The sequence below is a fragment of the Lentzea miocenica genome (assembly GCF_033949945.1).
Lineage (GTDB): Bacteria > Actinomycetota > Actinomycetes > Mycobacteriales > Pseudonocardiaceae > Lentzea > Lentzea miocenica.
The window spans coordinates 214,300-241,210 of record NZ_JAXAVW010000013.1; the positions used below are offsets into that span (position 1 = coordinate 214,300).

Here is a 26,911-nt window from a genome sequence, read left to right on the forward strand (position 1 = left end):
GCCTGACAAGAACCTGACCAGCGGGATGCGTTGACAGCAAGATTGCCCGACCCTAGCGTCAAGTCTTGAGAGCGCTCTCAAGCACTCTCGGGCCGCCCACCCCGCCTCGGGAGGCCCCATGCTCAGAAGTGTTCTTCTCCCGTCCCTGATGATGTCCGCGCTCGTCGTGGCCGTGCCGCCCGAGCCGGTGGCCGTCACTCCGCAGACGAGTCAACCCGTCGTTGATTGCGGCAACTACTGCGACAACCGCGATCCTGCCCTGCCACCCGGTTCGAGGCGGTCCGTCCACCAGCCCGGCACCAGCGCACCGCAGCGGACGGGTGGCCCGCCATCAACAGGAAACGCGGCACCAGCCGCGGCAGCCGTCATCTGCAACAAGTACTGCGACGGCCGTGACCCCGCCCTCGCGCCCGCGGACCGGCTGACCCAGACCGTCACGGTCGGCAGTCGCCGGATCTCCCTGCACTTCGACGACGCGGATGCGATGGGCTGGGCGGCGATCTCGGCTACCGGGCAAGGGGACGAGGTGTGGCTGGACCGGTCCTTCGACGCCGGTGTCAGCTGGGGATCCGGCTCCCGGCTCGGTAACACGTCGGTCCCGCCGGGCTTCGGCGACTGGCGAACCATGATGTTCAACGTGGACGACTGGGCCAACTTCGGGGTCGGCCTGCTGCGAGCCTGCGGTCGGCCGGCCGGATCGTCCACGATCGCTTGCACGAGCTGGTATCGCACGACGTGGAACGCCGGCGAACGGCGCACGGCTGCGGCAACAGCGCTGATGGAGCGTTACAACCTCGGCAACGGCCTGTTCGACACGACCAGCTGGTGGAACTCCGCCAACGCGCTCACCGCGATCATCGACAACATCCGGTTGACCGGGATGAACAGCTACCGCTACGCCATCGCCCGCACTTACAACCTCAATCTCCCTGCCTGGCAGGGCAATTTCATCAACGACTACAACGACGACATCGCCTGGTGGGGCTTGGCGTGGCTGGCCGCCTATGACCTGACCGGGGACAGCAGGTACCTGAACACCGCTCGGATCGGCGCGGACCACATCTTCCGGTACTGGGACTCGGTGTGTGGCGGCGGAGTGTGGTGGAGCGCGAGCAGAAACTACAAGAACGCGATCACCAACTCGCTGTACGTTCAGCTCAATGCCGCGCTGCACAACAGGATCCCCGGCGACACCGGCTATCTGCAGCGCGCCAGGACCGGCTGGACCTGGTTCGTCAACAGCAAGATGATCAACAGCGCCAACCTGGTCAACGACGGCCTGACGACAACCACCTGCGCCAACAACAACCTGACACCGTGGAGCTACAACCAGGGCGTTCCGCTCGCCGCGCTGACCGAACTGTACCGGGCCACCGGAGACACGAGCCTGCTCACCAAAGCACGCGCCCTCGCCGATGCCTCGACCAGCAGCAGCTTCCTCAACCCGGGCGGCATCCTGTTCGACAACGGCGGCGGCGGGGATGTCCCGTCCTTCAAGGGAATCTACGTCCGCGGTCTGTCCACCCTGAACAGAGCACTGGCAGACCGCCCCTACACCACCTACCTGCGTCGCCAGGCCGACACCGCCTACACACGGGACCGCTCCAGCGCCGACGCGTACGACCAGCCGTGGGCGGGCCCGTTCCAGCGCAGTGATGCCGCCCGTCAGCACAGCGCGGTGGACCTCATGAACGCCGCCGGCTGAGCGGCCCGGGCGACAAAGGGCGCTCTGTCCGCTGTGGACAGAGCGCCTTTCACCCGTGCTCAGCAGACCCAAACGCCGTAGTTGTACATCGCCTCGACGACCGGCTGGAAGAACGGCTCGCCGCCGGTGGTCGTGCAGTTGCCGCTGCCACTGCGTTCCACCCACTGGCCGACATAGGCGCCAGCCGTGCCGTTGATGTCCCGCACGTGCCGTCGTACATGTACACGCCTCCGCGCGCTGACCCCGCTGCACCTCCCGCTGCGCGCCTGGGTTGGCAACGAGCGGCATGCGGGTCAACCTGATCAGTACCTCGCCCGTCGACGGCCTCGCTTACGGACCCGGAATTACTCAGCACCACTACACCGACTCCGGTCTCCTTCACGTACCGATGTACCGAGGACCTTCTTGGTGTCGTCGCGGATGACGGCGATGAGCTTCTTCTGCGATTTGGGCTGCTTCACCCGCTCCATCGGCGAGCGGTCGATGTCCTCCTCGTCGAGCATCAGCCACTTGAAGAGCTGCCGCAGATCCTTGTGCTTGTTCAGCGCGGCCGCACTGGACCGGGTCTCGATCATCCATGCCTGGAAGACCCGATGTGCGCCTTGGTCATCTCGCACGGGTCGTCGGCCGCGTCGTCAGCCTCCGGTTCCGGCGAGTACTCCCCCAAATAGCGTGCGAGCTGGGCGCAGACCCAACGACAAACCGAAGCGTTTCGCCCTGGCCCTGACGGAGCAGACGGCGACTCCCGTCCCGACCAGTTAGCCCACGTCTGTGTCAGAACCAGCCGAGTCCCGACGATCGCCTTGGCGATTCCCGTCGGGACACGGCGCATCCGCTTGCATGCGGAAGTGACATGTGGGTGTCGCTGAGAAGAACCGTTGCCAGCTCAAGCGCTCTTCTGCGTCACACCAGGTAGATCGCCACGGCAGAGGAGACGATGGCCGTGGACTCGGCCGGGGTCTTCGCGGCGCTTACCGCGTCTGTACCGCGTCGTAGAACGACTTCGCGAGTTCACGTAGCGGCCCCCGGCAGTCCTGCGACCTCGGCGCCAGTCTGTCCGCGGGCTTGTACTCGAGAAGCAGCACGGCGTTCTGATCGAGGATCATCAGGGTGCAGCTGCCGTTATCCTTCGGTGTCAGCCACTTCGCCTGCTCGCCGACCGCAACATCCTCGGCAATGCCGTCGTCGGCCGGGTCGGAGCCCGGCTTGGAAGGCGCGTCGTAGGCTTCACGAGCCTTGAGTCCGCCTCGGCCGGCACCGGCCGGATACGAGATGTCACCGATGTCGTCTCGCCAGGCCAACACCTGCAAGTTCACCCGCGGCCAGTCGGGTATGCGCTGAAACTCGCAGCCGGTGAGCATGTCGGACCCTGAAGGCTTCTCGTTGCCTGACCGGAACGGCGGCAGACCCGTCACTTTGTCGGTCACCTGCCGGCAGGTCGGGATTGCTGTGTACTTGGCCTGCACGAGCGTGTTCAATCTTGGACCTTCACCACGACTCTCCTGTGGTCTGCGGGGCGTCGGTCTGTGGGCTCGGCCGGGTGGGCGCTGGGAATGAACACAGGGCTGAAGTGGTGAGCATCCAGCGGCACACCGTTGCTGGCAAGAATGTCCGCGATGTTCGCGGTCGAGTCACGGTCGGCGGCCGATCTCAGTGCCGCGCGCGCTGCACCTGCCGGGATGCCGGGTGGCACGACGAGCAGGCTGACCCGCCGGTAGTCGGCCCCGATCACCACGACGTTGTGCGGGTCGATTGAATGGAAGCCTTCGAACCGGACCATGCGGCCGCCGACGGGTGCTTTGCGTGCGACTGGGCCCCAGGTGCCGAGGTGGTAGGAGACCCGGTTGACCGGACCTACCCATGCGCGGAGCGCGGTGATCAGCGCGGGGAACTCGGCTGCCGGGTCGTCCGACCACGGCCACCAGCCTCCGGCGACGTGCCCCCGTGCCGCCCCGGCCGGTTTCATCTGCAGGCGCAACGCGTGGTCGCGCCGGTCTGTCGGTGCTGTGGGTGTGGGACTGAGCTGATCCGAGATCATCTCGGCGCTCCTGCCTCCGGCCCGCCCGATGAGTGAGCGCCGGAATTGCTCGTGCGCCTGAGGCGGCACCAACGACATCGCGGTACTCGGTCGCCTCCGGTGCCCTCAGCCTACGCCGAGAACATAAAACGCACTGGTCAGCGGACTAATTCGACGTGTCATGTACACGGCCCGGCGCCTGCGTGCCCGGCCGGTCGACGAGGAGCGCGTCATGATCAAACGTTGCCTGGAGAAGCGCGTACTGTTTCAGGAAAGTGCCCTGGACCCCGGCATGGCGGCATCCGATCGAGGGGCACTCTCATGGCGCACATCGATCAGCTTTCCGCTGGAGCGCCGGTCGCGGGGATCGCGGAGCCCCATCAGAGCACGGTCGCCTCCATTCAGCGTGCTGTCGGGCTGGGCCTGTTCAGCGTGGTCGAGGCCGAACTGATGATTGACCGGATCCGCGCGCTCGTGACCACGCACACAGCGGGAGTCCTTCCGGACAGTCCTGATGGGACAGACACGTGACTGCTGTGTCTGCGAACTTCTGACAGAGGACGCTTTCCGATCAAGGAGATGTCGCCATGACGCCCGTCCTCCAACGTGTGTCGACTGATCGACCCTCACCCGCAGCTGTCGTCCAGCCAGACGTAGAAGTTGCGAGCGTAACCGTGTGCGCGTCCCCGCCTGGCGTTGTCGTGCTCGCCGTGCGCGGCGAGGTCGACTCATGCACAAGCCCGCTGCTGTGCGAACGTCTGCTCGAGCACTTGCGGCCCACCTGTCGGCAACTGGTCGTGGACCTCACCGAAGTGCGTTTCTTCGCAGCAGCCGGTCTCACCGTCCTGGTCACTGTCAGGGAAGCGGCAACGGCAGCGGGCGTCAGGCTGTTTCTGGTCGCGGACACACGCGTGGTGCTGCGGCCGCTGATGATCACAAGGTTGGACGACGTGTTCGACGTCTGTCCCGACATCGAACACGTCCAACTGCGCCTCGGAGCCGTCGCCGAACAGATCATCGGTGGATCGCTTGATGATCCCGGCGTCCTGCCAATGCCGCGCGCGGAGCCCTGCCCGGCGTGACCGGCATGGCGGCACATCGATCGGCCGGGAACGGCTCCTCCGGCGAGGAGTGTCGGCAACTGCCCTCAGAGACCAGCAGCATCATCAACAACGTCGTCTACCTGAACGGGCGGCATGCCGCGTCGCCCGCCACTCTGGCCGACACCTTCCGGCTGCTCGAGCGGCAGCCCGACAGCACGGCCTGGATCGGCCTCTACCGGCCGATAGAGGCTCAGCTGATGGACGCGGCCACCCAGCTCGGGTTGCACGGACTGGCGGTAGAAGACGCCATCACTGCTCACCAGCGGCCGAAACTGGAACGCTACGGCGACACCCTGTTCGTGGTGCTGCGCTCGGCCAACTACCGCGATGACACCGAGCGGGTCGAGTTCGGTGAGCTGCATCTGTTCGTGGGCCCCAATTTCGTGCTCACGGTGCGGCACACCGACACACCGCATCTGGCCGGCGTGCGGCACCGGCTGGAGGCGCAGCCCCATCTGCTGCGACTGGGCTCCGAGGCGGTGCTGTACGCCGTGCTGGACGCGGTGGTCGACGGGTACACGCCCGTCATTTCCGGGCTGCGCAACGACATCGAGGAGATCGAGACCGATGTGTTCAGCCGCGATCCGAACGCGTCGCGACGAATCTACGAGCTGTCCCGTGAGGTGATGGAGTTCCAACGCGCCACCCGCCCGCTCCTCACGATCCTCGACAGCCTCTCGGCCGAGTTCGCCGAGCACGGCATCGACGAGGAACTGCAGCGCCACCTGCGCGACGTGGCCGACCACGCCACCGTCGTGGTCGAGCAGGCCGACGGCTTCCGCGGCATGCTCGCCGACATCCTCGCCGTCAACACCACCCTGGTCACCCAGGCGCAGAATGAGGAGATGCAACGTCTGGCCGAAGCCAGCAACGCGCAGAACGAACAGATCAAGAGGATTTCCTCATGGGCGGCGATTCTGTTCGCTCCCACGCTGATCGGCACCATCTACGGGATGAACTTCCGCCACATGCCCGAGCTGAACTGGGTGTGGGGATACCCGTTCGCGCTGCTGCTCATGGCGCTGGTCTGCACCGGCCTGTACCTGGTTTTCCGACGTCGCGGCTGGCTTTGACGCGACAGGTCGGGCGCCCGGCGCTGCAGCGCGGTGGTTCCAGATGTCACGCAGGACGACCTGGATGACGCCGGCGATCGGGATGGCGAGCAGTGCGCCGAGTATTCCGGCGAGTTCGGTCGCCAGCAGCAATGCGACGAGCACGGTCAGCGGGTTGAGTTTGACCGTCCTGGAGAAGATCACCGGTTGCAGCAGGTGGTTCTCCAGCTGCTGGTAGACGATGAAGAAGATGATCACGGTGATGGCGGCGGGCAGCGAATGGATGAGTGCGGCGACGCCTGCGACCACCGCGCCGAGGGTGGCGCCGATCAGCGGGATCAGGTCGGCGATCGCGACGAAGACCGCGATCAGCTCGGCGAACGGCACTCCGAAGATCTTGAGCACGATGTAGGTGAGCAGGCCGCAGATCGCACTGATGAGCAGGTTGCCGGAGATGTAGCCGGTGATGGTCTTCGCGCACTCGCGGCCGACCCGGTGGATGCGCTGCGCGCGTTGCGGTGGGAACAGCGCAAGGGTCCCGTCGATCACCTTGGGGCCTTGCAGGACCGCGAGGTAGGACAGGACGAAGATGGAGATCGTTGCGACGATTCCGGTGACCGCGCTGCTCAGCAGGTTCAGGGCCGGGGTGCCGAGGCCTGTGGCGAACTGGCGGATGCGTTCTTCGTTGTCGCGGGCGAGCTCGAGCGCGTTGGTGCGTTCCAGGAGGATGCCGACCGGGCCTCTGCCGCCGCGTGCGTCCGCGATCATGTCCGGCAACCGTGCCGCCAGTTGCGTGCCCTGCTCGGCCAGCGGTATGGCGAAGAGTGTGAGCACACCGCCGAATACCAGGAAGACCACCAGGAACACGACCAATGTCGCCAGCGAACGGCGGCACCATCTGACGTGCTCCTGCAGCCAGTTCACCGCCGGGTAGAACGCGACGGTGAAGACGAGCGCGATGAGCATCCACACCAGAACTCGTTGGACCTGCATCACGAACACCACGGCCACGACCGTGGCCAGGGTCAACCCGATGGTCGCGAGGATGGTCCGCACAGGCACCTGGTAGGCACGCTGGCTCGGCATCGTGCCGACTCCCGTCCCGGTCGTCTGATGACCGTTCTCGGGGGAACACCGAGGACGGCGCCGGTTCGGCTTCCAGCGCGCGAGATGCTCTCGGCACCCTCGAACCTACGCTGGTGGACGGTGCGCCGCCTCTCTACCGATGTGGCCGGGGTTTGGTGGTCCTCGTCAGGTCGGCGATCTCCGGTGATCGCGCGATCACCTGCTGCGCGATGTCCGACAGCAGCTGGTTGCTGTTGCGCGCGTAGGTCCGCATCAGGGAGAACGCGTCCGCGACACCGATCTGCAGGCGTTCGGCCAGAATGCCCTTCGCCTGTTCGATGACGATGCGGCTGTTCAGCGCGTTCTGCAGCTGTTCGGAGACCATCTCACTGTGCCGGAGCGCACGAACCTGGAGGATGCTGATGGTCGCGACGTTGGCGAAGGACTGGGCCAGCTCGACCGCGTCCACCGGGATGGTGCCGGGCGCGGTCCGGAACAGGTTGAGTGCGCCGACGATCTGCTCGCGCAGCCGCATCGGCACCGCATGGACGGCCGAGAATCCCTGCTCGCGCGCGGCCACCGTGAACCGGGGCCAGCGCTGCGGCTCCTCCGCCAGGTCCACGCACGCCACAGGCCGCCCGGTGTGGAAGCAGTCCAGGCAAGGACCCTCCTCGTCCTGCAGCTGGAACAGCTCCAACATCCGGGCCTGCTCGGTGGACGCGGCCACCACGTTCAGCGCACCGCGCTGGTCGGCCAGCAGGATTCCGACCGCGTCCACGTCCAGCAGTTCGACGCAGCGTTCGGTCAGGGTGTGCAGGAAGTCGATGGCGTCGAACCGCAACACGAGCGTGTCCGCCAGCTCGACGAAGGTCTGAGCGATCCGCCGGTCCAACACGTGACTCACCTCTGCCTCTCATGGTTGGTATCCGGGGTAAATCTCAGTCTGCGCGCAACCACGTCGGCCGCTACCTCCGACAGGCGGAGGCCGGTGAGATACGCGTGCGCCCGCAACCGCAGGAACGCCTCACCCAGATCAGTGTCCAGCTGCACCGACACCATGCCGGTGGCCTGGTGCACCACGCCCCAGCGGCGCTCCGGATCGCTACCCCGCAGGTAGTAGTCCAGCGTCGCCGGCGTCGCGGACCGGCCGAGCAACAGCGTTGCCGCCGTGTCCGCGAACAGCAGCGCGTCCGCGAGCTCATCCGGCTCCAGCGGACCGACGGCGTCCCGGCAAATCTCCAGCGCTCCCAGCGCGATTGCGCCCAGCGTCAAGGGGATCACGAACACCGCTGCCGCCCCGGCCGCGACCGCTGCCGGGGCAAACGCGGGCCAGCGCCTCATACTCCAGCTGTCCGCCAGGTCGGGCACGAACACCGGCTGGTTCTGCCGCACGGCTTCCGTCGCAGGCCCCTCACCGATCGTCACCTGCAGCTCGGCCAACTCGTCACCGACCGTCCCGACGACCTCGAGCGGTTGCGCGACACCGACCACGTAGACCCCGACGCCGACCGCGTTCAGACCTATCCGGCAGGCAAGGCAGACATGACGGACACCAACGGGCTCCTGGTCCGCCCTGGCGAGCTCATTGACCGCCACGAGTACGTCGAGGTGCCGATTCGTGCCCACGTCGGTCACTCCTCGCCATTGTGATCTCGAACGAACCCTAGCCCTTCACACCACCCACTGCCTCCGACCGGTCGTGGGACCACACGGACCGACGCAGGGCGGTGGTACCGGTCGAGCAGAGGCAGTTCCGGCGGGGAACGTGTCAGTGTTGCCGCAAGCGATGTGTGGGCAGGAAATCGACAACCTGCGGATGGCGCCCGGTGAACAACAGCGCGACCCAGGCGAACGACGCGATCAGCCTGGCCGGAGTTGTAACCCGCCCGCCCGCCTGACGGAAAGCGAGTACACGTTCAGGAACAGCAGCCGGGTGCGTCAGTCGCCGCCGAGGTTCGGCGGGCGGAGCGCGGTGGGTGCCGCCTGGTCGAGGTCGGCGATGCGGAGTCGGAACACCTGCAGTTCGACGCCGAAGTACTTGGTGGTCTCGCCGACCCAGTGCATGCCGTTTTTCCGGACAGTGGCCGCGGCGCGCGTGTTACCGGGCCTGACGACGGCGAAGACTTCTTCGACATCGCGGCTGAACGCCCACGTGGCGAGTGCGTGAGTGCTTTCGGTGGCATAGCCGTTGCCCCAGACATCGGGGCGCAGCTGCCAGCCGATCTCGAAGTCCTCGTTGCCAGGAGGCAGCGGGAGCAGGATGGCGCCGCCGATCACCTGGTCGTCGATGGTGCGCTGGATCGCCCATCGCCCGGCCGGAGCGGGCAGCCGGGCGCCTTCGGCGATCCACTGCTGCAACAACAATCGCATGGCAGCCAGATCCAGCACCTGATCCATGTCGGGGCTCAGCCATCGAGTCACCTCGGCGTGCCCGTAGATCTCCAGCGCTGCCTGCGCGTCGTCGACCAGCCACGGCCGCAACAGCAGCCGCTCGGTGGTCAGCACCTCGGTCGTCCGCATCGGTGTGCTCATGTCGACTGCTCCGTTCCTGGTCGCACACGCGGCCGGCCAGGAGGACATCGCGCCCCGCCGGCACGCCGAATCGAGACATTTCGATCTGCCGAATTGTGCGATTCACCACCATATTACGCGCTCGCGGTATTTCTTGCTCGGCATTTGCCGCATCAACAGAAGGTACTCCTAGCTGCGGTGATCGATTACCAAAACCATGCTGCGCGTTTCGTCGTTCACGGCGGAATTGGTGTAGAGTTGATTTTGCCGGGAACACCTCGCACCTGGGCGGTCAAGCTCATGTCGTACTCGGCGAAAAACTGAACCGGCTGCTTTCCGGCCGGGGACGGGAGTCCCCGACATGATGTCGGCATCCCACCTTCCCATCGCTCCATCGACCGACCCGGTCTCCGAGCGGCCTCGGCGCTCGCCGCGCACACTGCTCGCCGAGCTGGGCGACACCCTGTGGCTGAGCTACTACCACCTCGCCGACCGATGGCGGCGGACTCAGCTCGACGGGTTCGTTTCAGGCCCCGTGCGCACCATCGACCTGACCACGCTGGACGGGCATCGCATCACGCTGCCTGCGCGCCGGGAGCACGTCGAGATGCGCAGGCTGAGCTTGCACGGTCACATCCCGGACCAGGCGCGGCGACCCCTCGCCTGATCCGTCCACAGTGGAGTGTCCGCTTCCGTCGATCTGAAAGGCCCGCTTCGTGGCCCGTACCTACGGTTTTCTGAGCACGTACCCGCCCACGCAATGTGGACTCGCCACGTTCACCGCTTCTCTGCTGCGCCATCTGACCGCGGTGACGCCGGGAAGCACGGGCCGGGTGGTCCGCGTTCTCACGGAGCCGCACCAGGAGCCGGTCGCCACCGAGGAAACCCGGATGGTGCACCAGATGACTCCCGGCGCGGTCGAGGACGCGGCCGAGGTGCTCAACCGCTGCGACATGGTCGTGGTGCAGCACGAGTACGGGATCTACGCCGGCCGCGATGGCGACGACGTGCTCGGCGTGCTCGCCCGGCTGCGGGTGCCGGTGATCGTCGTCCTGCACACGGTGCTCACCACGCCCACCGCTGGCCAGCGGCAGGTGCTCGAAGAGGTCGTCGGCCACGCCGATGCCGTGGTGACCATGTCCGTGGCCGCGCGGCAGCGGCTCGTGGACGGCTACGCCATCGAGCGGCCCGATGAGGTCGTCGTGATTCCACACGGCGCGCTCCCCGTCGAGCCACCCGCCCACAGCCCGTCCGCCGACCGGCCGATGATCCTCACCTGGGGACTGCTGGGACGCGGCAAGGGCATCGAGTGGGGCATCTCCGCGCTGGGCGCGCTGCGCGACCTGAAGCCGCGTTACCTGGTGGCCGGCCAGACCCATCCCAAGGTGCTGGCGCATGAGGGCGAGGCCTACCGCCGCAACCTGCGCAACCGCGCGGCCGCGTTCGGCGTCGCGGACCTGGTCGAGTTCGACCCGACCTACCGTGAGGTCGAGGCGCTGGCGGAACTGGTCGGCCAAGCCGATGTCGTCCTGCTGCCCTACGACTCATCCGAGCAGGTCACGTCCGGCGTGCTCATCGAAGCCCTGGCCGCCCGTAAACCGGTGGTCGCGACCGAGTTCCCGCACGCCGTCGAGCTGCTGGCGGACGGGGCCGGGCTGCTGGTGCCCCACCGCGATCCGGCCGCCATCGGTGCGGCACTGCGGCGGGTGCTGACCGAACCGGGACTCGCGGCCGGGATGAGCGACCGTTCGGCGCGTCTCGCCCCGGCACTGAGCTGGTCGGCCGTCGCGAACCGGTATCGCCGCCTGACGGAGCGTCTGCTCGCCGCCCGAGTCGTCGTGACCACGTGACCGGCCCGAGTTTCGCCCACCTGCTCCGGCTCAGCGACGACACGGGCCTGTACGAGCACGCCGACGGTCCGCTGCCCCGCCGGGAACACGGCTACTGCCTGGACGACGTCGCCCGCGGCCTGGTCGTTCTGTGCCGTGAGTCGGAGCTGTCCGCCGAGCTGGTCGTCCTGGTGGAGCGCTATCTCGCCTTCACCACTCACGCACAGGCCGACGACGGCCAGTTCCACAACCGGCTCGGCCCCGATCGCGCATGGCGGGACGAGCCGGGACTCGGTGACTGGTGGGGACGCGCGCTGTGGGGGCTGGGCACCGCGGCCGCCCGCTGCCCGGTGCCCTGGATCCGCCAGGCCGCGCTGACCGGCTTCGAAAGAAGCGCCCATCACCGGCCGCCATCGGTGCGGTCGACGTCGTTTGCAGCGCTTGGCGCAGCCGAAGTGCTGAGTGTGGTTCCCGGCCACGCGCTCGCCGCCAAACTGCTCGGTGATGTCGCCACGTACGTCGGCGAACCGCGCCCCGCCGCTGAATGGCCGTGGCCCGAGCACCGCCTCTACTACGCCAACGCCGTGCTGCCCGAGGCGCTGATCGCCGCGGGCGAACTCCTCGAGGATCCCCAGATCCGCGATGACGGCCTGCGACTGCTGGGCTGGCTGCTGACCGTCGAGTCCCTCGAGGTCCACCTCTCACCGACCCCGGCAGGCGGCTGGCGCGTCGGCGAACGCCGCCCGGCGTTCGACCAGCAACCCATCGAGGTCGCGGCGCTCGCGGACGCGTGTGCACGCGCCCACCAGGTCACCGGCGACCTGAGGTGGCAAGCCGGTGTCCGCCGCGCGGTCGCGTGGTTCGACGGTGACAACGACCTCGGCGTGCCCATGCGCGACGTGGAGACGGGTGGCGGCTACGACGGACTTACCCCCAACGGCCCCAATCGCAACCAGGGTGCGGAGTCGACGCTGGCGCTGATCTCCACTCTGCAACACGGCCGCACTCTGCTGGGGAGCACCGGATGAACGCCGGAGTCACGCGCACATCGGTGCGGCTGCGGCCGAACCCGCGCCGCGTCATCTCCAAGCTGTTCGTGCCAGGAGAGGAGCGGCCGGAGCACGAGTCGCGGTCCGCGGCCGTGATCCGTCGGGTGATGGCGCTGGACGAGGCGACGGTGTGCACCATGCTGGACCGCACGATCCGCCTGTTCGCAGGCAGGCACCGGGACGTCCAGGTGATGTTCGCAGATCACTTCGCGAGCGTGAGCCACCGCCTGTCCCCGGATGTCGAACTGTCCGACTCCCGCAGATTGCTGATCGGCGCGTACTTCACCCACGAGTACGCCATCGAGGGCGCCGCGCTGTGCAACCCGTCGATGGTCGCGCACCCTGATCAGAGCGGGATGACACCGGGGCAGCTGAGATTTGTGCTGAGCGTGCGCGGCATCGGTGAGGGTCATCTGTCCTCGATCGGCTTCCGCACCGGGGTGATCGGTCCCGGTGGAGCGCTCACCGTCGACACGCCCCCGAACGTCGTCACCACCGGTCTGCACCGGGAGGCGGTGTACGAGAAGAGCCTCTTCCAAGGCAAGCTCGCCGAGTTCGGCCAGGACGACGAGGTCTCCGCCGTGCTCAACCGGTGGTTGCCCGCGCGGTTCACCGGTGCCGAGCTGGACCTGGTGCTGGCCGACCTGCACCCGAGTCTGGTCGCCCGCCAGGAGGCGCACCGGACCGTCGAGCTGATCCGGTGGATCGCCGCGTGCAACTACACCTCGGAGTTCCCCGACGACACCGTCATCAGTGGACGGGTGCTCTGGCCGACCGGCCCGTCCGAACGCCAGGGCATGGAGGACGCCAGGTTCGTGCGCTTCACCGACGATGACGGCGAGCCGACCTACTACGCGACCTACACCGCCTTCGACGGTGTCGATGTCGCACCGCAACTGTTGCAGACCAAGGACTTCCGCACCTTCCACGTCACGCAGACAACAGGCTCGGCCGCTCGCAACAAGGGCATGGCCCTGTTCCCCAGGAAGGTCGGGGGCCGGTTCGCGGCGTTGACGCGCGGAGACGGCGAAAGCTCGGCCGTGGTGACCTCCGACGACATCAGGACCTGGAACGGTACCCAGCCCGTGGAAGTGCCCGGCAGGGACTGGAACCTCGTCCAGGTCGGCAACTGCGGCTCCCCCATCGAGACTCCCGAGGGCTGGCTCGTGCTGACCCACGGCGTCGGCCCCATGCGGGTCTACTCGATGGGCGCGATGCTCCTCGACCTCGACCACCCCGAACGGGTGCTGGCGACGCTGCCGGAACCGCTGCTGCTGCCCGCCGCCACCGAACGCGACGGCTACGTGCCCAACGTCGTCTACTCCTGCGGCGCCCTGCTGCACGACGACACGCTGGTGATCCCCTACGGCGCGAGCGACGCCTCCATCGGGCTGGCCACCACGTCACTGCGTGGCCTGCTGGCCACCTTGAGAACACTCCACAAAAGGACAAGTGAGTAGATGAGCGAACTGCCAGAGGACACCGCGGTGATCACCAACCGCCTGCACCTCGCCACCGGCTTCCTCTCGAACGAACGCGGCTGGGTCGTGGAGCGTCTGGCCGCACTCGGCTCGCGCCTGCGCTCGTTCCACGACGACCAGGTCGACCTCGAGATCAGCGTGAAGGACCGCCGCGGCGTCGAGCAACGAGTCACCCTGGAGTGCTGGATCAACCGCACTCCCCGCCTGCACCTCGTCGCCACCTCGTCCGAGCCGGACCTGCCGGCCGCACTCAACGATGTCCGCAACGAGCTGATCCGGCAGGTCAACGAGGCCAAGACGCGGACCGAACCGCGCCACAACCGCGCGCTGAGGCTTGTCCCCGCACTGCCCGAGCTGGATCAGCCCCAGCACTCCCCAGGCTGAGGCCGATCCTCAGTCCTGGGCGGGGAAGGCGAATCCCTTGACGAACAGCCAGATCGGGAGGATCACCTCGAAGACGGTGCCTGGGGCCAGTGCGAGCAGCCCTACACCCTGTGTCATGTCGACGACGTTGAACAAGTCCAGCAGGCACCCTGCCAGCAGCGCGGGGTAGGTGACCAGGCCGAGGATCGCGATCGGGCGTGGGATCAGCCGCGATCGGTACAGCAACACGGCCATGCACATGCCGGCCGCCGTGGTGACCAGATAGATCAACAGAGTGGCCACGCCGTGCTGTGCCTGCACCAGGGCGCCGAGAGTCGTGGAAGCGGACGCGTCGATGGTGCCGTCGCGTACCCCGGCGCCGAGTTCGATCACCACGAGCGGGACTGCCAGATAGAACAAACTCGCGGCAAGCTCCGCGACCCGGAAACCGACGTGTGCCAGGGCCAGCGACTCACCGTGGCGTTTCAGCAAGGGAAACAGCAGAACCGCGATGCCCACCACCCCGAACTGGCCGGCCAGCAGAGATGCACCGGTGGCCAGGCTGCCGGTGTCGGAGGAGGCGCCGGTCAGGAAGTCCGGCCGGCTCAGGACGCCGCCGATGAGCATGTCCGCGAAGATGAACGCGGTGGTGGCGGTGAGAAAGAGCACCCCCACGAGGGCTGCGGTCTTCCTGGTCGAGGCGGTTGTCGGCCCACTCCGCCGCATCGCCGGATCGGCGACGGCCGGCATGAGCGGCTTCTCGGGTGCTGACATGGGATTCACTCTCTATTCAGTTGGAATTATCTGTCATCGTGTTGTGGCAACAGGGTCTTCGTGGGGCTGTGATTCGCTGATGGTGAGCCGGCTCCCCCAGATCACGAGCCACAGCGCCAGCAGGAATTCGCCGATGAACGTGTACGACGCGACATCGGTCCAAGCGCTCTGGGACAGCATCACGCCGAAGCTGTCGATCACGTAGCCGAGTCCCGCGACAACGAGCAGGACACCCAGAAGCCTTGGTACGTATCCTGATCGATAGGCCAGGTAGCCGACGAGGATCAAGTGCAGCCCGAACAGGCCGAGACCCGCCATCCACAGATCGTTGAACGCGGTAACTTCCAGCAGCGCCAGGGCGTGCAACTGTTCTGCGCCGAACACCGCGAGGTAGTCGTCGTCGCCGAGCAGGCGCAGCCCCCTGAGGAGCTGGCCGATCGCCACCATGAAGACCGCCGTGTAGACCAGCCTGAACGCCGCCGAGAGCATCGAGAGGTTCTTGCCCGCCGGGCTGAACACACGGTACAGACCCCACGCCACAACGACGTCGAGGGCGATCACCACGAATACACATGCAACACCGAACCGGAACAGGCCGGCGGACTCCGTGATGTTCGCGGCTGTCTGTACCGGATCTCCCTTGGCCACCAGGCCGTCCAGTGCAACGAACTTGGCAAAGCCCGCTAGCGCGGACATGAGCAGAAGCCCCGCTCCCGCGGCAACGCTCGCGTGACGGAACGCCCGGTCTGCCTTGTTCCCCGGCGAGGCGGAATGCTCGGAGGATCCTCGAACGCGGCTCCTCATCGAAATCCCCTTGCCACCGGCGAAGTTCGGCCGCCAAATTCGCCCGACTGTCCACTCAGGACGGCAAACATGCAGGTGGGAGACAACTCAGCGACCTCCTTGGCGCGTCAGCAACTCGACGCGTGCGCCGCCAAGGTCCGGAGCGGATGTCCGATGCACCCCGATCCACCGCGTCAAGCCGATGCGGTCCAGCAGAAGCTCTGACCGGGTGGGATACCTCGCCAGCGTAGAACTCTGCAGCACTCGCTGAACAGGGCCGAGGAGGGGACAGCGATCGAACCGCTGCAACGCGGAGTCTTCCGCATGCCCGAGCAATAGCCCGTCCACAGTTCAACAGGGGCAACTGGAGCTGTAGCTCAACGCGACATCGTGACGGCTGAACGGGCACAGATGACAACCCGATCGAGTGGTGGCACCCGGCGCGGCTTGTGCGCGGACTCCGCTGATACCTACCCTGCGGCTTCTCAGCCCTCCGCCCGCCTGGACCCCGCGGTCGCCACGGTTCCCCGAGGAGAATCCCGTGAGCACCGTCCGTCTGCCTAGGGCGCCCGTGATCGCCCAGAGCGTCTCCCGCCAGCTAGGCCCATACCCGGGCACCATGCGATTCACCGTCACAGAACAGCTTGTCCGACGAGGGTCCGTCGTGATCGCGGTACTCGGCGAGGTCGACGCGCGCAGTGGTCCAGTACTGCACACTCGTCTCCAGGAGCACGTCCGCAAGGCGGGCCCGGATCTCATCGTCGACCTCACCGCGGTGAGCTTCCTCGGCATCGCCGGCCTGGCCACCTTGATGGCCGTGTGGGAGGCCACCGTGACCGCCGAGGTCGAGTTCATCGTAGTAGCACGCACCCGCGCGGTCCTCCGGCCGCTGAGGCTCACGGGATTGGACCGCAAGTTCGACGTGGTCGCCGGCCTGGCTGCGGAACGATGAGAGTAGTCACCGTTGAGATCTCGTCATCGCCCCCGATACGCGACGACCTGATAGATGGCGGGGCGGGCCGCGCTCGGACTGAACTACTTCCGACCCGACCGAGTTGCCCAGACAGCACACCGGATTCGACTGGTCGACACTCAGCCCTATGACGGCTTCGTCCGCATCCGACACCTCAGGTCAACGCCGAGAACCACCGACATCGACCGCTGTTGACGCCGTGTGCGGCGATCTGACCGTCACATTCGACATCCGCTATGTCGACGGTCCCGCCGGTGATCGGCTCGCAGCGGCACAAGCCAGGGCCATCCACGCGCTCCTGGAGTGGATGGCCGTAGGCCAAGCCCGCCACGATTGACGGTCTGCACCACAGATCGTGGGCTGTTCCGCCAAGCGATGCCGGTTCGAGTCGCCTATCACCAACCTGCGCCACTGGAACGCTCCGTCACGCGCAGGTCAAAGGCATGATCGTAGGGGTGCAGGTTCAAGTCCTGCCGGGGCACCACAGCGATCAAGCGTTTCCGCAGTTCAGCCTAGGTCCTTCTAGAGGACCATCAAGGGCGCGAAGTGCAAAGCCGCAGGTCAGCCCAGGTTGGCAGTGTGCCCCCTGGGGGCACACCGACCTCGCTTCGTTTCCGCCCGGAGAACAACGCTGACAGCATCAGCACATGCCCAACACCGAGGCCGTCAGCCGCCATGACAACGTCAACGGCATGCGGCAGATCAGCGAAGGCTGACCGTGATACCTCCTTCGCCCAGTTCCCGGAAACCATCTGATGGTCCGAGCACCCGTGGGCGAAGGTCTACCCGAGCTGAGCCGCCGCCCTTTGTCCTGCGGATGGAGTGAAGGTCAGGTCGAGAAGGTCGGCGAGCAGGACTGCGGAGGCGAGGTCGATCGGCCACGACCCGTCATGACGGGCGATCTCGCAGTAGGTCGAATCGCGCCATGTGTGTACAGAGATCCTGCCTGATCACCGGGGCGTCCTCATTGCCGCTGATCAGAGTAGGTGGCCCAGTCGAGTTCCTGGCGTAGAGCCCACTTCGTGCGGTGTGCGTCGCGCACGGCGGCCATGTGGTCGCAGAAGCCACCGTCCCGGTCGCAGCGGGCGAACAGGAACTTGACCTCGGCCAGCAGACTGGCCGCCGTCTAGTAAGAGTCACGGTTGCGGAGCTCGATCGCGGTCGGCGGCACGGTGAGACCGGGATGGAGTCGGCCGGGTGGCTCGCGGCACGGGCCCGCGCAAGGCGGAGCCACAGCCCGCCGAACAACCGCCGTCGACAGCGGCCTGCCAGGCGGCCTCGATCTCGTCGTCGGCCAGCAGGATCTCCATCAGCGTCGAGGGACCCGGCGACCAGGATCCTGTCGCGGGCGGAACATCAGAGAGGAAGGCCAGCACGCGTTCCCGCCAGGACGGAAAATCCTCGGCGGTGGCCTGGCGGAGCGTGCGGAAGGTCTCCAAGCTCGGGCGGTCGGTGAAGTTGGCCCACAGCATCTCGCCCGCGGGGTTGCGGGCGTTGCCTCCGGATTTGCGGGCGCGGCGGTTCCACACCATGTTTCCGGTGTACTTCGGGTTGGTGAGGATGTCGCGCACATTGGCGTAGGTCCACAGGCCGACCGCCCCGCGACCGGGGTTCGGCGTGGGCGGTGAGTTGGTCACCACCAGTTCGTTAGGTGTGGATTTCGACAGTCGCGGTGATGGTGCCGTCCAGGTCGGCGATGCGGCTGGAGGCGTCGCCGTCCAGACGTCCGATGATCACGATGCCGGAATAGTAGGACTGGTCGCCGTAGTAGAAGACGAGATCGTTGCCGGGTGCGTAGTACCCGACATCCCCGATGTCGGGGTCCGCGCCGTCTGGTTGACCGTCCCGTGACAGCGGTGCGGGCAGCGGTCCGGTTTTCTCCACCGAGCCGTGATCGATCATGTCGATGGTCAGGGGTAGCTGGGCGATGAGGTCACGGCCAGTGGCGCTATCGAAGATCGTGGCCTGAAGGCGCTGGTCGCCGACGGTGATCTGGATCTTCATCTGCTCTTCCTGGTGAGGCGAGGAGTCCGTGTCGCTGGGGGTGCCGCTCGGCTGCGGCGCTGCGGCTGTCGGTGAGCGGGCTGCGTCCCGGGCGCTGCCGGGTGAGGTCGATGGCGTTCCACCACAGCTGGCGACGGTCACTCCGACGACCGTCAACAGCGCTGCGCAGACGACCGTGCGTGAGGCTGGCATGGGCGTCTCCATATCCATGTCAGATGAGCCCGCCCGCGACGATGTGTCGAATGGGCTGTCATCGGTTGACAACGAAGTCCCGCGCTGGCGACTGGTCCTCGTTCGGTTCGTGCGCTTGCGCGGGTTGATCGGGTCTGTGCGCGCGGTAGGCAATCCGTACCTGCGGTGGCATCAGGAAGCTGCGCGGGGTGACCGTTCCGACTGTTTCCCAGAGGGCCGCTTCCGCAGCCGACGCACTTGCGGTCAGGCGAGGTTCTTGGTGAAGAACTCGTCGAGCCTGTCGAAGGGGATGAGGTCCTTGCGGTCGTACAGGTCGACGTGGTCCGCGCCTGGGACGATCACGAGGTCGACGGTTCCGGGGGCCATCGCCTGGACGTCCTCGGAGTAGTAGCGGGAGTGCGCATCGGCACCGGCCACCAGAAGGGCTTTGCGGGGCGCGAGCATGTCGATGTTGGTCATCAGAGGGAAGGCGAAGAACGACATCGGCGTGGTAGCGGTCCACGCGGTGGTGGAGTTGATCGAGCGCGGGTGGAAGCCGCGCTCGGTGCGGTAGTAGTCGAAGAAGATCCTCGTGATCGGGTCGGCGTCCGGCGGGAGGGTCTTGGGCAGGACGCGGTTGGTGGGGGCGACGTTGCCGTTCTGGTCGAAGGGGACCTCGTGGGAGAGCCGCGCGTTGGTGCCGTTCTCGGCGTCGATCCAGCGCTGCCGGCTGAGGTGGTCGACGACCTTCTGGCGCTGCTCACGTGTGTAGTAGTCCTGGTGACCGCGGGACATGCTGCGCGACATGTCGTACATCGAGGTCGTGGCGACGGCCTTGATGCGGCTGTCCGCGGCCGCGGCGGTGAGCGCCATGCCGCTCAGGCCGCAGATTGCCTGCGCGCCGATCCGATCGCGGTCGACGATCTTCTGCAGGCCGAGGAAGTCGACGGCGGCGCTGTAGTCCTCGGTGTAGGTGTCGGGCGAGGCCACGTCGCGCACCGCACCGCCGCTCTCCCCGGTGAAGGAGGGGTCGAAGGCGAGGGCGACGTAGCCGCGGCGGGCGAACTCGTTGGCGTAGAGGCCCGAGGACTGTTCCTTGACCGCGCCGAACGGTCCGCTGACCACCAGGGCGGGCAGCTTACCCCTGGCGTTCTTCGGCACGTAGAGGTCGCCGGCGACCTGGATGCCGTAGCGGTTCTTGAACCGCACCGAGGTCCGCTTGACGTTCTTGTCCAGCGCGAAGGTGTAGCCGCCCTTGCCCTGTCCCGTGGCGTCTTCGGCGAGGCTGGTCCCCGCACCGAGGGAGGGCAGGACCGTGAAGGAGGCGGCGGTCGCAGCGAACAGTCCAAGTGCTTTGCGGCGTTCCATGAAAGTGGTCCTCACATTCGATTGGCGGGAAAGGGTGCGACGGTCGGTGGTGTGCAGCGGTGGCTGCTCAGGCGACCGCGCCGGTTGGTGCGGTGGACGTCTTCGCGGGTCGGGCGAGGATGAGCAGGCCCGCCATGGACAGCGCGACGCACGTGATCATCAGCAGGGCCATCGGCACTGCGGTGTGCTCGCCGCCGAGCCCGGCGATCGGGGCGATGACGCCGGCGGCGATCCACTGGACGAAGCCGAGAAGCGCCGAGCCGGTGCCGGGGTGCTCGGGGACCTCCGCGGAGGCCAGTGCGCCGCCGTTGGGGCCGATGAGGCCCTGCGCGGTCATGAGCACGGCGAAGCAGACGATCGCGAGCGGCAGTGGGGTGTCCCACCACAACGCACCGGCGAGCATCGCCACGCCGGCGAGCAGGGCGGCGATCTGTCCGGCGACGATGACCTTGCGTGTCGCGACGCGTCCGGCGAGCCGGGCGGCGATCAGCGCGGCGGCCGTCATGCCGGCGGCGTTGGCGGCGAAGTCGGCCGAGTACGCGACCGGGGACATCCCGTTCATCGATTGCAGCACGAACGCCGACGTCGCCACGTAGGCGAACACAGCACCCATCGCTGACCCGCTGACCAGCACGTAACCGATGTAGCGGCGCTGCCGCAGCACCTGTCGTCCGTTGGTGACGAACGCTCGCAGGCCGCCGCCGTGCCGCCGCTCGACCGGCAGCGTCTCCGGTACGGCCGCCAGCACGGCGAGGGTCATCGCGACGCCCATGGCGGCGACGGCCCAGAACGACACTCGCCAGTGCGACAGCTGCAGGATGACCGCGCCGAGCAGCGGCCCGACGATCGGCGCGATGCCGCCGACGGCCGCGATGACGTTCAGGATGCGCACCAGCCGGGCGCCACGAGCGAGGTCGACGATGACGGCCCGGCCGATCACCATGGCCCAGCCGCCGGCGAAGCCCTGCATGAAGCGTCCCGCCATCATGACCGCGATGGAGGGGGTGAGAGCGCACACGACCGAGGCGACCGTCATGACGACGATCGAGGCGATCAGCAGCCGCCGCCGGCCGTGCTGGTCGGACACCGGGCCGCCGATGAGCTGGCCGAGGGCCATGCCGACGAAGAAAGTGGTCAGAGTCAGCTGGACCTGCGTCGCCGTCGCCGACAGGTCACCCGCGACGCGGGGGAACGCCGGCACGTACATGTCGGTGGCCAGCGGCGCGATCGCGGTCAGGAAGATCACGGTGGCGACCAGGCCGGCGGTGAGCCGCGCCTGGCGACGCACCAGGCGGGACACGCCCCTGTCGGCCAGCGGCGCCGGCGAGGAGATCAGTGCGGGCATGTGTTCGAGCAAACCCGCTCCGGGCGGGCCCAAGAAGACACCAGCCATAGGTGTACCGGCAGTACATCCCAGTTCAGCGGGATGCGTCGTACCGTCGAGAACGTGAACAACCGAGCCGAAGTGAACGACTTCCTCACCTCGCGGCGTGCCAAAGTCACGCCCGAGCAGGCCGGCCTGCCGACCGCGGGGCAGCGCCGCGTCCCCGGGCTGCGCCGCACCGAGGTAGCCGCTCTGGCCGGAATGAGCGTCGAGTACTACGCCAAACTCGAGCGCGGCCAACTCGCCGGGGTCTCCCCCGGCGTGCTGGAGGCAGTCGCCCGCGCCTTGCAACTGGACGACGCCGAACGCGCCCACCTGCTGCGCCTGGCACAGGAGGCCAACGGCAGCGGCGCACTGCTGCGTCCCACCCGCAAGCCGAAACAACGCGCGATCCGGCCCAGCCTGCAATGGACGCTCGACAGCGTCACCGCCCCGGCGATCGTGGTGAACCTGCGTCAGGACCTGCTCGCCGCGAACCTGCTCGGCCGCGCGATGTACAGCGACGTCTACACCGACTCAGCCGGTGTACCGAACTTCGGCCGGTTTACCTTCCTCGACCCTGCCGCGCGCCGGTTCTACCCGAACTGGAACGTCGCCGCCGACATGCTCGTGGCAAATCTGCGCACCGCCGCAGGCGTCGATCCGCGCGACAAAGGCCTGCACGACCTCGTGGGCGAGCTGTCCACCCGCAGCGACGAGTTCCGCTGCCGCTGGGGCGCGCACAACGTCCGCATCCACGGCACCGGCAGGAAAACCTTTCACCACCACGTCGTCGGCGATCTCGACCTGGCGTACGAGAGCATGGAACTGCGGGCCGAGCCGGATCTCATCATGACGATCTACACCGCAGAGCCCGACTCGTCGACTGCGCAGGCGCTGTCGCTGCTTGCCTCCTGGGCAGCCTCCGAGACCAGCATCGTGCCATCGCCTGAGCGCTGAGCACCGGGCGCGACAGTGCGCTTGGCGGATGCCTACAGGACCTGGCCTGCGCCAGTTCGCATTCTCGGTTCATTCGGCTCCATGCCAGCGAAGGTTGCCCTGTCAGTACACCTATGGACAGTGCCTTCTCCAAGCGAATTCCGGCGCGTTTCCCGGGTAGGGAACAGGCGGGACCCCTGCGATGCGGGTCCGCTCGGGCCGCATCCCGGCCTCACCGGCGAACCACCGTCCGTGTGAGACAGCGCCACCTCGCCACCGAAAGGACCCTCATGCGCGGAGCAGTGATCCACGCCCCGGCGACGTCCGCGTCGAGACCCTGGACGACCCGAAGATCCTCCACCCGACCGACGCGATCATCCGCACGGCTGTCACCTGCGTGTGCGGTTCGGACCTGTGGCCCTGGCGCGGACTGGAGCCGGTCGGCGAGGCACACCCGATGGGACACGAGTACGTCGGCTTCGTCGAGGAAGTCGGCAGCGAGGTCACCTCGGTCGCTCCCGGCCAGTTCGTCGTCGGTTCCTTCGCCACCTCGGACAACACCTGCGCCAACTGCCGCAACGGTTTCCAGTCGAACTGCCTGCACCGTGAATTCATGAGCACCTGCCAGGCCGAGTACGTGCGCATCCCCAACGCCCAGGGACCCTGGTCGCCACCGACGAGGTGCCCGGCGAACAGCTCTGGTCCGGTCTGCTGGCCGTGTCCGACGTGATGGGCACCGGCTGGTGGGCGGCCGACGCCGCCGAGGTCACGCCCGGTTCGACCGTTGTGGTCGTCGGCGACGGCGCAGTGGGCCTGTGCGGGGTGATCGCGGCGAAGGAGATGGGCGCGGAGCGGATCATCGCCATGTCGCGGCACGCCTCCCGGCAGGACCTCGCCCGGCAGTTCGGCGCCACCGACATCGTCACCGAACGCGGCGAGGACGGCATCGCCCGGATCAAGGACCTCACCGGCGGCATCGGCGCCGACTCCGTCCTGGAATGCGTCGGCACCGCACAGGCCATGCAGCAAGCCCTGCACTCGGCACGGCCCGGCGGCAACGTCGGCTTCGTCGGCGTCCCCCACGACGTCGCCGTCGACGGCCAAGAGCTGTTCTTCTCCCACGTCGGACTGCGCGGCGGCCCCGGCCCCGTGCGCCGCTACCTGCCCGACCTCATCGACCGCGTCTTGTCGGGCCGAATCGAGCCCGGCAAGGTCTTCGACCTCACCCTGCCCCTCGAGCAGGTCGCCGAGGGTTACCGGGCCACGGACGAACGCCGAGCCATCAAGGCCCTCCTCACGCCCTGATCCCCCGATCGCGACGCCGGACATCACCTCGCGGCCCGCGCGCACTCACCGATGAAGGAACCTCCGTGCAGATCACCCGAAGCTCGATCGACACCGCGAAGGGGCCCGCCGACTGGTTCACCGGCGACGTCTACATCGACGCCGTCGCAGCGGCTCCCGCCCCATCCCGGGTCACCGCCAACCTGGTGCACTTCATGCCCGGCGCACGGACCCACTGGCATCGCCACCCGCTGGGCCAGACCGTCTTCGTCACCGAAGGAATCGGCCTGTGCCAGCGCCGAGGCGGCCCCGTCGAGGTCATCCGGCCCGGCGATCGCGTGCTGTTCGAGGCCGGCGAAGAGCACTGGCACGGTGCGGCACCCAACCGGCTGATGGTCCACCTGGCCATCAACGAGGGCGATGCCGACCACGATGTCGTGCACTGGCTGACCCCCGTCACCGACGAGGAGTACGCCGCGGCTCCACCCATCACCTGATCAACAACCCGTCAACGCGCCGGCCGGACGGCCCACGGCCGCTTCAACAAGCACGGAGGGCGACTGGCGGGATCGTCAACTACGAGATCGGCTACGCCTGCCGTCGCGACGACTGGTGCGGCAGAAGGCGACGGAGCGGATGCAGGCGGCGTACGCCACAGGCCCGAGTGGCTCCCGCAAGACCTCTTCCGCTGGGCACTCCCGCAACTCCCCGCCTTCATGGCTGGTTGAGGCAGTCCCATGGTCACTCGGCTTGAGGGGGAACGCCGGAGCGGGGACGGGTCCGAGCGACCCGTCCCCAGGCCGCTACTCGGGCGGGGATAGGTCGAACAATGACTCGACCACCAGGCTGCCGACATAAAACCGCTGGTCAGTCCTGTTCCCATCCTTTGGTGCTCCCGCCGGGGATTCGAACTTGCGCAAATCTCGGCACAGCAGAAGCTGACGGCGAGTGACTCCCGCCGGTGATGTACTGCCGCAGGCCAGACGCCTCAGCCCGGATGGGCTGTCTTGCGGGATAGTAGCCGCAGTTCAGGTCAGCACGGCGCAGCCTGGGTACAGGCGCCGGCTCAAGACGCCCGCTGGCGGCTGCCTGTCAGCGGGCAGCACACCACGCCAGGTTGGGTTGGCTACCGATGACGTCGGTTCGCACCGGTTGACGCTTGTTCAGGACCGTTCGGCAAGTTCACCCGTTCGTGGTGACCTCATTTGCGCTTGGTCAAAACGAAGGAGCCAGCGGCACCTTATTCACTCCTTCATCTGCCTTTTGATCATGAAAATGGTGATCATGCAAAGATCGTTTCGGGTGTACGAAAAAGCCCGCCTACCTGGGCTTTTACCCAGAATCAGCGGGCTGATTCAGACCGTCGGGACGACAGGATTTGAACCTGCGACCCCTTGACCCAATGCCACGTAGCTTAAGTTGATCTTGGTGTTGTGTGGATGGTCCGGCGTGGTGTCCTGATCATCACGCCGGACGCTGGCACGGTTGCTGCTCGTGGATGCGGGTGTGGCGTTGCCGGATCAGGTGTCGCTGGGTGTGCTGGTCACGGCGGTGCCGCGGGACGCGGTGGACGAGGCGATCACGGTGTGCGGGGCGGGGGCCCGCAGGTCGGATGGGAAGTTGCCGCCGCATGTGGTGGCCTATCTGACGATGGCGTTGTGCCTGTTCCCTGACGACGACTACGCCGAGGTCGTGACCAAGGTGACCGGGTCGCTTGATCGGTGGGGCTGCTGGAACGCGTCCTGGACGCCGCCGACCTCCAGCGCGATCACCCAGGCCCGCAAAAGGCTGGGCCCCACCGTGTTTCGCGAGATCTTCGAGCGGGTCTGCGGCCCGGCGGGCGGGGAAGCCGGGCCGATGGCGGGCATGCTCGCGGCCGGCCGGGCGCGCGGGGCGTGGCTGCGGGACTGGCGGCTGGTGGCGATCGACGGGTTCGAGGCGGACCTGCCCGACAGTGAGGCCAACGCCGCCGAGTTCGGCTACGCCGGCACCGGCGAGGGCCGCTCGGCGTTCCCGAAAGCGCGGGTGGTGACGCTGACCGAGTGCGGCACGCACGCCTTCCTCGCCGCCGAGATCGGCACCTACGCCATGAGTGAGAAGGCGTTGGCGGGCAAGCTGTATCCCCGGCTGCGAGCGGATGAGCTGCTGACCGCGGACCGCAACTTCTACTCCTGGCCCGCCTGGGAAACCGCCGCCGCCACCGGGGCGGCGCTGTTGTGGCGGGCGCCGACCCAGCTGGAGCTGCCAGTGGTGCGGGTCCTGGCCGACGGCACCTACCTGACCATGCTGAACAACCCGAAAACCCACAAACGTGAACGCCGCGACCGCGTGACCGCGGCCGCCCGCGCCGGACACACCATCCATCCCAGCGACGGCCAGTGGGCACGGGTGATCGAGTACGACGTGCCCGACCGGGCCGGCAACGGCACCGGCGAGGTGATCACCCTGCTCACCACCATCCTCGACCCCGCCCACGCCCACCCCGACGAACTCGCCGGCGCCTACCACCAGCGGTGGGAACACGAAACCGGCAACGACCAGCTCAAAACCCACCTCCGCGGACCCGGCCGCGTCCTGCGTTCCCGGCTGCCCGAGCTGGCCTACCAGGAGATCTGGGCCTGGCTGATCACCCACCACGCCATCACCACCCTGATCACACAGGCCGCCACCGCCGCCGATCCGGACCCCGACCGGATCTCCTACACCCAGACCCTGCGCCTGATCCGCCGCACCGCCACCGGCACGGCGGACATTCCCCCCTCAGGACTGGACTGACCAGCTACCCCGCATCCACACCGCGATCGCGGCCATGCGCATCCCGCCCCGCCGGCACCGCACCTGCCCACGCGCCGTCAAACGCATGCGCCACAACAGCTACCGCCCCAAGAAACACGACGAACCCGCCAGCACCCGCCACCCCGGACCACCCACGATCCGCTTCTATTTCCTGCAACCCCACACAGCAAGATCAACTTAAGCTACGTGGCATTGCCCCTTGACCCCCAGATACGAGTTCACGGCCGCCTGACCTGCAGAAACAGGACGTTCGGCGCAGTTCAGCGCACTTGACGACTGAT

General features: G+C 67.3%; 28 protein-coding genes and 1 pseudogene. 15 read left to right on the forward strand and 14 right to left on the reverse strand.

The features are described from left to right. The first annotated feature begins 118 nt into the window (after positions 1 to 118). Entirely contained in the window at positions 119 to 1,705 is a 1,587-nt protein-coding gene (locus SK803_RS17740) for a glycoside hydrolase family 76 protein (RefSeq protein ID WP_319967123.1), read from the forward strand. 59 nt (positions 1,706 to 1,764) lie between these two features. Here SK803_RS17740 and SK803_RS17745 read toward each other — a convergent pair whose 3' ends face one another. The 4 genes from SK803_RS17745 to SK803_RS17760 all read right to left on the reverse strand — a co-directional run bounded on the left by SK803_RS17745 (position 1,765) and on the right by SK803_RS17760 (position 3,743). After that, a complete protein-coding gene (locus tag SK803_RS17745) occupies positions 1,765 to 1,911 on the reverse strand; it encodes a hypothetical protein (RefSeq protein WP_319967124.1) in 147 nt (48 codons plus the stop codon). 138 nt (positions 1,912 to 2,049) lie between these two features. Further along, positions 2,050 to 2,280, reverse strand: a complete 231-nt coding sequence (locus SK803_RS17750; RefSeq protein ID WP_319967125.1) for a hypothetical protein — start codon at positions 2,278 to 2,280, stop codon at positions 2,050 to 2,052. 396 nt (positions 2,281 to 2,676) lie between these two features. Further along, a complete protein-coding gene (locus SK803_RS17755) occupies positions 2,677 to 3,183 on the reverse strand; it encodes a hypothetical protein (protein WP_319967126.1) in 507 nt (168 codons plus the stop codon). Further along, positions 3,180 to 3,743 carry a DUF5994 family protein gene (locus SK803_RS17760; protein WP_319967127.1) on the reverse strand — a complete coding sequence of 188 codons (564 nt, stop codon included), beginning with the start codon at positions 3,741 to 3,743 and terminating at the stop codon, positions 3,180 to 3,182. Before SK803_RS17760 ends, SK803_RS17755 begins: the two co-directional genes overlap by 4 nt. 300 nt (positions 3,744 to 4,043) lie before the next feature. On the opposite strand from SK803_RS17760, the gene SK803_RS17765 reads away from it, so the two are divergent. From SK803_RS17765 to SK803_RS17775, 3 genes are read left to right on the forward strand one after another with little or no spacing between them, the layout of a single operon-like run. After that, positions 4,044 to 4,253 (forward strand): hypothetical protein, encoded by a 210-nt coding sequence (locus SK803_RS17765; RefSeq protein WP_319967128.1) that lies wholly within the window; start codon positions 4,044 to 4,046, stop codon positions 4,251 to 4,253. Positions 4,254 to 4,309: 56 nt separating this feature from the next. Next, positions 4,310 to 4,804, forward strand: a complete 495-nt coding sequence (locus tag SK803_RS17770; protein WP_319967129.1) for an STAS domain-containing protein — start codon at positions 4,310 to 4,312, stop codon at positions 4,802 to 4,804. 5 nt (positions 4,805 to 4,809) lie between these two features. Next, positions 4,810 to 5,898, forward strand: coding sequence for a magnesium and cobalt transport protein CorA (locus SK803_RS17775; protein ID WP_319967149.1), 1,089 nt, complete (start codon positions 4,810 to 4,812; stop codon positions 5,896 to 5,898). A 57-nt stretch (positions 5,899 to 5,955) separates the two neighbouring features. Here SK803_RS17775 and SK803_RS17780 read toward each other — a convergent pair. From SK803_RS17780 to SK803_RS17795, 4 genes and pseudogenes are all read right to left on the reverse strand, one after another. Continuing rightward, positions 5,956 to 6,963: pseudogene (locus tag SK803_RS17780) on the reverse strand (AI-2E family transporter); the annotation flags it as partial. 133 nt (positions 6,964 to 7,096) lie between these two features. Continuing rightward, positions 7,097 to 7,837: a GAF and ANTAR domain-containing protein gene (locus tag SK803_RS17785; protein WP_319967130.1), complete on the reverse strand. Its 741-nt coding sequence runs from the start codon at positions 7,835 to 7,837 to the stop codon at positions 7,097 to 7,099. A 5-nt stretch (positions 7,838 to 7,842) separates the two neighbouring features. Beyond that, complete coding sequence (locus SK803_RS17790; protein ID WP_319967131.1) at positions 7,843 to 8,568, reverse strand: GAF and ANTAR domain-containing protein; 726 nt, start codon at positions 8,566 to 8,568, stop codon at positions 7,843 to 7,845. Positions 8,569 to 8,880: 312 nt separating this feature from the next. After that, positions 8,881 to 9,474 carry a GNAT family N-acetyltransferase gene (locus SK803_RS17795; RefSeq protein ID WP_319967132.1) on the reverse strand — a complete coding sequence of 198 codons (594 nt, stop codon included), beginning with the start codon at positions 9,472 to 9,474 and terminating at the stop codon, positions 8,881 to 8,883. A gap of 340 nt (positions 9,475 to 9,814) precedes the next feature. Here SK803_RS17795 and SK803_RS17800 point away from each other — a divergent pair, with 340 nt between their 5' ends. Genes SK803_RS17800 through SK803_RS17820 form a run of 5 tightly spaced genes read left to right on the forward strand, consistent with a single transcriptional unit; the run spans position 9,815 to position 14,196 of the window. Then, a complete protein-coding gene (locus SK803_RS17800; RefSeq protein ID WP_319967133.1) occupies positions 9,815 to 10,120 on the forward strand; it encodes a hypothetical protein in 306 nt (101 codons plus the stop codon). Between the two features lie 49 nt (positions 10,121 to 10,169). Further along, positions 10,170 to 11,303 carry a glycosyltransferase gene (locus SK803_RS17805; protein WP_319967134.1) on the forward strand — a complete coding sequence of 378 codons (1,134 nt, stop codon included), beginning with the start codon at positions 10,170 to 10,172 and terminating at the stop codon, positions 11,301 to 11,303. Then, a complete protein-coding gene (locus SK803_RS17810) occupies positions 11,300 to 12,310 on the forward strand; it encodes a hypothetical protein (protein WP_319967135.1) in 1,011 nt (336 codons plus the stop codon). Before SK803_RS17805 ends, SK803_RS17810 begins: the two co-directional genes overlap by 4 nt. Further along, positions 12,307 to 13,791: a glycoside hydrolase family 130 protein gene (locus SK803_RS17815; protein WP_319967136.1), complete on the forward strand. Its 1,485-nt coding sequence runs from the start codon at positions 12,307 to 12,309 to the stop codon at positions 13,789 to 13,791. Before SK803_RS17810 ends, SK803_RS17815 begins: the two co-directional genes overlap by 4 nt. Beyond that, entirely contained in the window at positions 13,792 to 14,196 is a 405-nt protein-coding gene (locus SK803_RS17820) for an HPF/RaiA family ribosome-associated protein (protein WP_319967137.1), read from the forward strand. 9 nt (positions 14,197 to 14,205) lie between these two features. On the opposite strand, the gene SK803_RS17825 is transcribed toward SK803_RS17820, so the two are convergent. Both SK803_RS17825 and SK803_RS17830 read right to left on the reverse strand, forming a co-directional pair. Next, positions 14,206 to 14,925 (reverse strand): DUF4386 domain-containing protein, encoded by a 720-nt coding sequence (locus SK803_RS17825; protein ID WP_319967138.1) that lies wholly within the window; start codon positions 14,923 to 14,925, stop codon positions 14,206 to 14,208. A 57-nt stretch (positions 14,926 to 14,982) separates the two neighbouring features. Next, positions 14,983 to 15,753 carry a DUF4386 domain-containing protein gene (locus tag SK803_RS17830; RefSeq protein WP_319967139.1) on the reverse strand — a complete coding sequence of 257 codons (771 nt, stop codon included), beginning with the start codon at positions 15,751 to 15,753 and terminating at the stop codon, positions 14,983 to 14,985. Positions 15,754 to 16,351: 598 nt separating this feature from the next. On the opposite strand from SK803_RS17830, the gene SK803_RS17835 reads away from it, so the two are divergent. Beyond that, positions 16,352 to 16,684 carry an STAS domain-containing protein gene (locus tag SK803_RS17835; protein ID WP_319967140.1) on the forward strand — a complete coding sequence of 111 codons (333 nt, stop codon included), beginning with the start codon at positions 16,352 to 16,354 and terminating at the stop codon, positions 16,682 to 16,684. Positions 16,685 to 17,841: 1,157 nt separating this feature from the next. Here the strand turns inward: SK803_RS17835 and SK803_RS17840 are convergent. The 4 genes from SK803_RS17840 to SK803_RS17855 all read right to left on the reverse strand — a co-directional run bounded on the left by SK803_RS17840 (position 17,842) and on the right by SK803_RS17855 (position 21,593). Next, positions 17,842 to 18,342, reverse strand: coding sequence for a recombinase family protein (locus tag SK803_RS17840; RefSeq protein WP_319967141.1), 501 nt, complete (start codon positions 18,340 to 18,342; stop codon positions 17,842 to 17,844). 10 nt (positions 18,343 to 18,352) lie between these two features. Then, complete coding sequence (locus SK803_RS17845) at positions 18,353 to 18,709, reverse strand: cyclophilin-like fold protein (protein ID WP_319967142.1); 357 nt, start codon at positions 18,707 to 18,709, stop codon at positions 18,353 to 18,355. A 435-nt stretch (positions 18,710 to 19,144) separates the two neighbouring features. Further along, complete coding sequence (locus SK803_RS17850; RefSeq protein ID WP_319967143.1) at positions 19,145 to 20,248, reverse strand: alpha/beta hydrolase; 1,104 nt, start codon at positions 20,246 to 20,248, stop codon at positions 19,145 to 19,147. A 67-nt stretch (positions 20,249 to 20,315) separates the two neighbouring features. Next, the gene (locus SK803_RS17855) at positions 20,316 to 21,593 is read right to left on the reverse strand and encodes a multidrug effflux MFS transporter (RefSeq protein ID WP_319967144.1); all 1,278 of its coding nucleotides are present in this window, start codon (positions 21,591 to 21,593) and stop codon (positions 20,316 to 20,318) included. A gap of 102 nt (positions 21,594 to 21,695) precedes the next feature. Here SK803_RS17855 and SK803_RS17860 point away from each other — a divergent pair, with 102 nt between their 5' ends. From SK803_RS17860 to SK803_RS17875, 5 genes are all read left to right on the forward strand, one after another. Beyond that, positions 21,696 to 22,571, forward strand: a complete 876-nt coding sequence (locus SK803_RS17860; protein WP_319967150.1) for a helix-turn-helix transcriptional regulator — start codon at positions 21,696 to 21,698, stop codon at positions 22,569 to 22,571. A gap of 181 nt (positions 22,572 to 22,752) precedes the next feature. Continuing rightward, entirely contained in the window at positions 22,753 to 23,280 is a 528-nt protein-coding gene (locus SK803_RS46715; protein ID WP_455032244.1) for an alcohol dehydrogenase catalytic domain-containing protein, read from the forward strand. Next, positions 23,232 to 23,855, forward strand: coding sequence for a zinc-binding dehydrogenase (locus tag SK803_RS46720; RefSeq protein WP_455032245.1), 624 nt, complete (start codon positions 23,232 to 23,234; stop codon positions 23,853 to 23,855). Before SK803_RS46715 ends, SK803_RS46720 begins: the two co-directional genes overlap by 49 nt. Before the next feature lie 65 nt (positions 23,856 to 23,920). Then, positions 23,921 to 24,331 (forward strand): (R)-mandelonitrile lyase, encoded by a 411-nt coding sequence (locus tag SK803_RS17870; RefSeq protein WP_319967145.1) that lies wholly within the window; start codon positions 23,921 to 23,923, stop codon positions 24,329 to 24,331. A 988-nt stretch (positions 24,332 to 25,319) separates the two neighbouring features. Then, a complete protein-coding gene (locus SK803_RS17875; RefSeq protein ID WP_319967146.1) occupies positions 25,320 to 26,609 on the forward strand; it encodes an IS4 family transposase in 1,290 nt (429 codons plus the stop codon). Positions 26,610 to 26,911 lie beyond the last annotated feature (302 nt).

Bases quoted from the DNA above. Each gene is read 5' to 3' on its own strand.
- SK803_RS17740 (WP_319967123.1), top strand. From the start codon at position 119: ATGCTCAGAAGTGTTCTTCTCCCGTCCCTGATGATGTCCGCGCTCGTC.
- SK803_RS17750 (WP_319967125.1), bottom strand. From the start codon at position 2,280: ATGATCGAGACCCGGTCCAGTGCGGCCGCGCTGAACAAGCACAAGGAT.
- SK803_RS17760 (WP_319967127.1), bottom strand. From the start codon at position 3,743: ATGATCTCGGATCAGCTCAGTCCCACACCCACAGCACCGACAGACCGG.
- SK803_RS17765 (WP_319967128.1), top strand. From the start codon at position 4,044: ATGGCGCACATCGATCAGCTTTCCGCTGGAGCGCCGGTCGCGGGGATC.
- SK803_RS17770 (WP_319967129.1), top strand. From the start codon at position 4,310: ATGACGCCCGTCCTCCAACGTGTGTCGACTGATCGACCCTCACCCGCA.
- SK803_RS17775 (WP_319967149.1), top strand. From the start codon at position 4,810: ATGGCGGCACATCGATCGGCCGGGAACGGCTCCTCCGGCGAGGAGTGT.
- SK803_RS17795 (WP_319967132.1), bottom strand. From the start codon at position 9,474: ATGAGCACACCGATGCGGACGACCGAGGTGCTGACCACCGAGCGGCTG.
- SK803_RS17800 (WP_319967133.1), top strand. From the start codon at position 9,815: ATGATGTCGGCATCCCACCTTCCCATCGCTCCATCGACCGACCCGGTC.
- SK803_RS17815 (WP_319967136.1), top strand. From the start codon at position 12,307: ATGAACGCCGGAGTCACGCGCACATCGGTGCGGCTGCGGCCGAACCCG.
- SK803_RS17820 (WP_319967137.1), top strand. From the start codon at position 13,792: ATGAGCGAACTGCCAGAGGACACCGCGGTGATCACCAACCGCCTGCAC.
- SK803_RS17825 (WP_319967138.1), bottom strand. From the start codon at position 14,925: ATGCCGGCCGTCGCCGATCCGGCGATGCGGCGGAGTGGGCCGACAACC.
- SK803_RS17830 (WP_319967139.1), bottom strand. From the start codon at position 15,753: ATGAGGAGCCGCGTTCGAGGATCCTCCGAGCATTCCGCCTCGCCGGGG.
- SK803_RS17835 (WP_319967140.1), top strand. From the start codon at position 16,352: ATGCGATTCACCGTCACAGAACAGCTTGTCCGACGAGGGTCCGTCGTG.
- SK803_RS17845 (WP_319967142.1), bottom strand. From the start codon at position 18,709: ATGAAGATCCAGATCACCGTCGGCGACCAGCGCCTTCAGGCCACGATC.
- SK803_RS17850 (WP_319967143.1), bottom strand. From the start codon at position 20,248: ATGGAACGCCGCAAAGCACTTGGACTGTTCGCTGCGACCGCCGCCTCC.
- SK803_RS17855 (WP_319967144.1), bottom strand. From the start codon at position 21,593: ATGCCCGCACTGATCTCCTCGCCGGCGCCGCTGGCCGACAGGGGCGTG.
- SK803_RS46715 (WP_455032244.1), top strand. From the start codon at position 22,753: ATGCGGGTCCGCTCGGGCCGCATCCCGGCCTCACCGGCGAACCACCGT.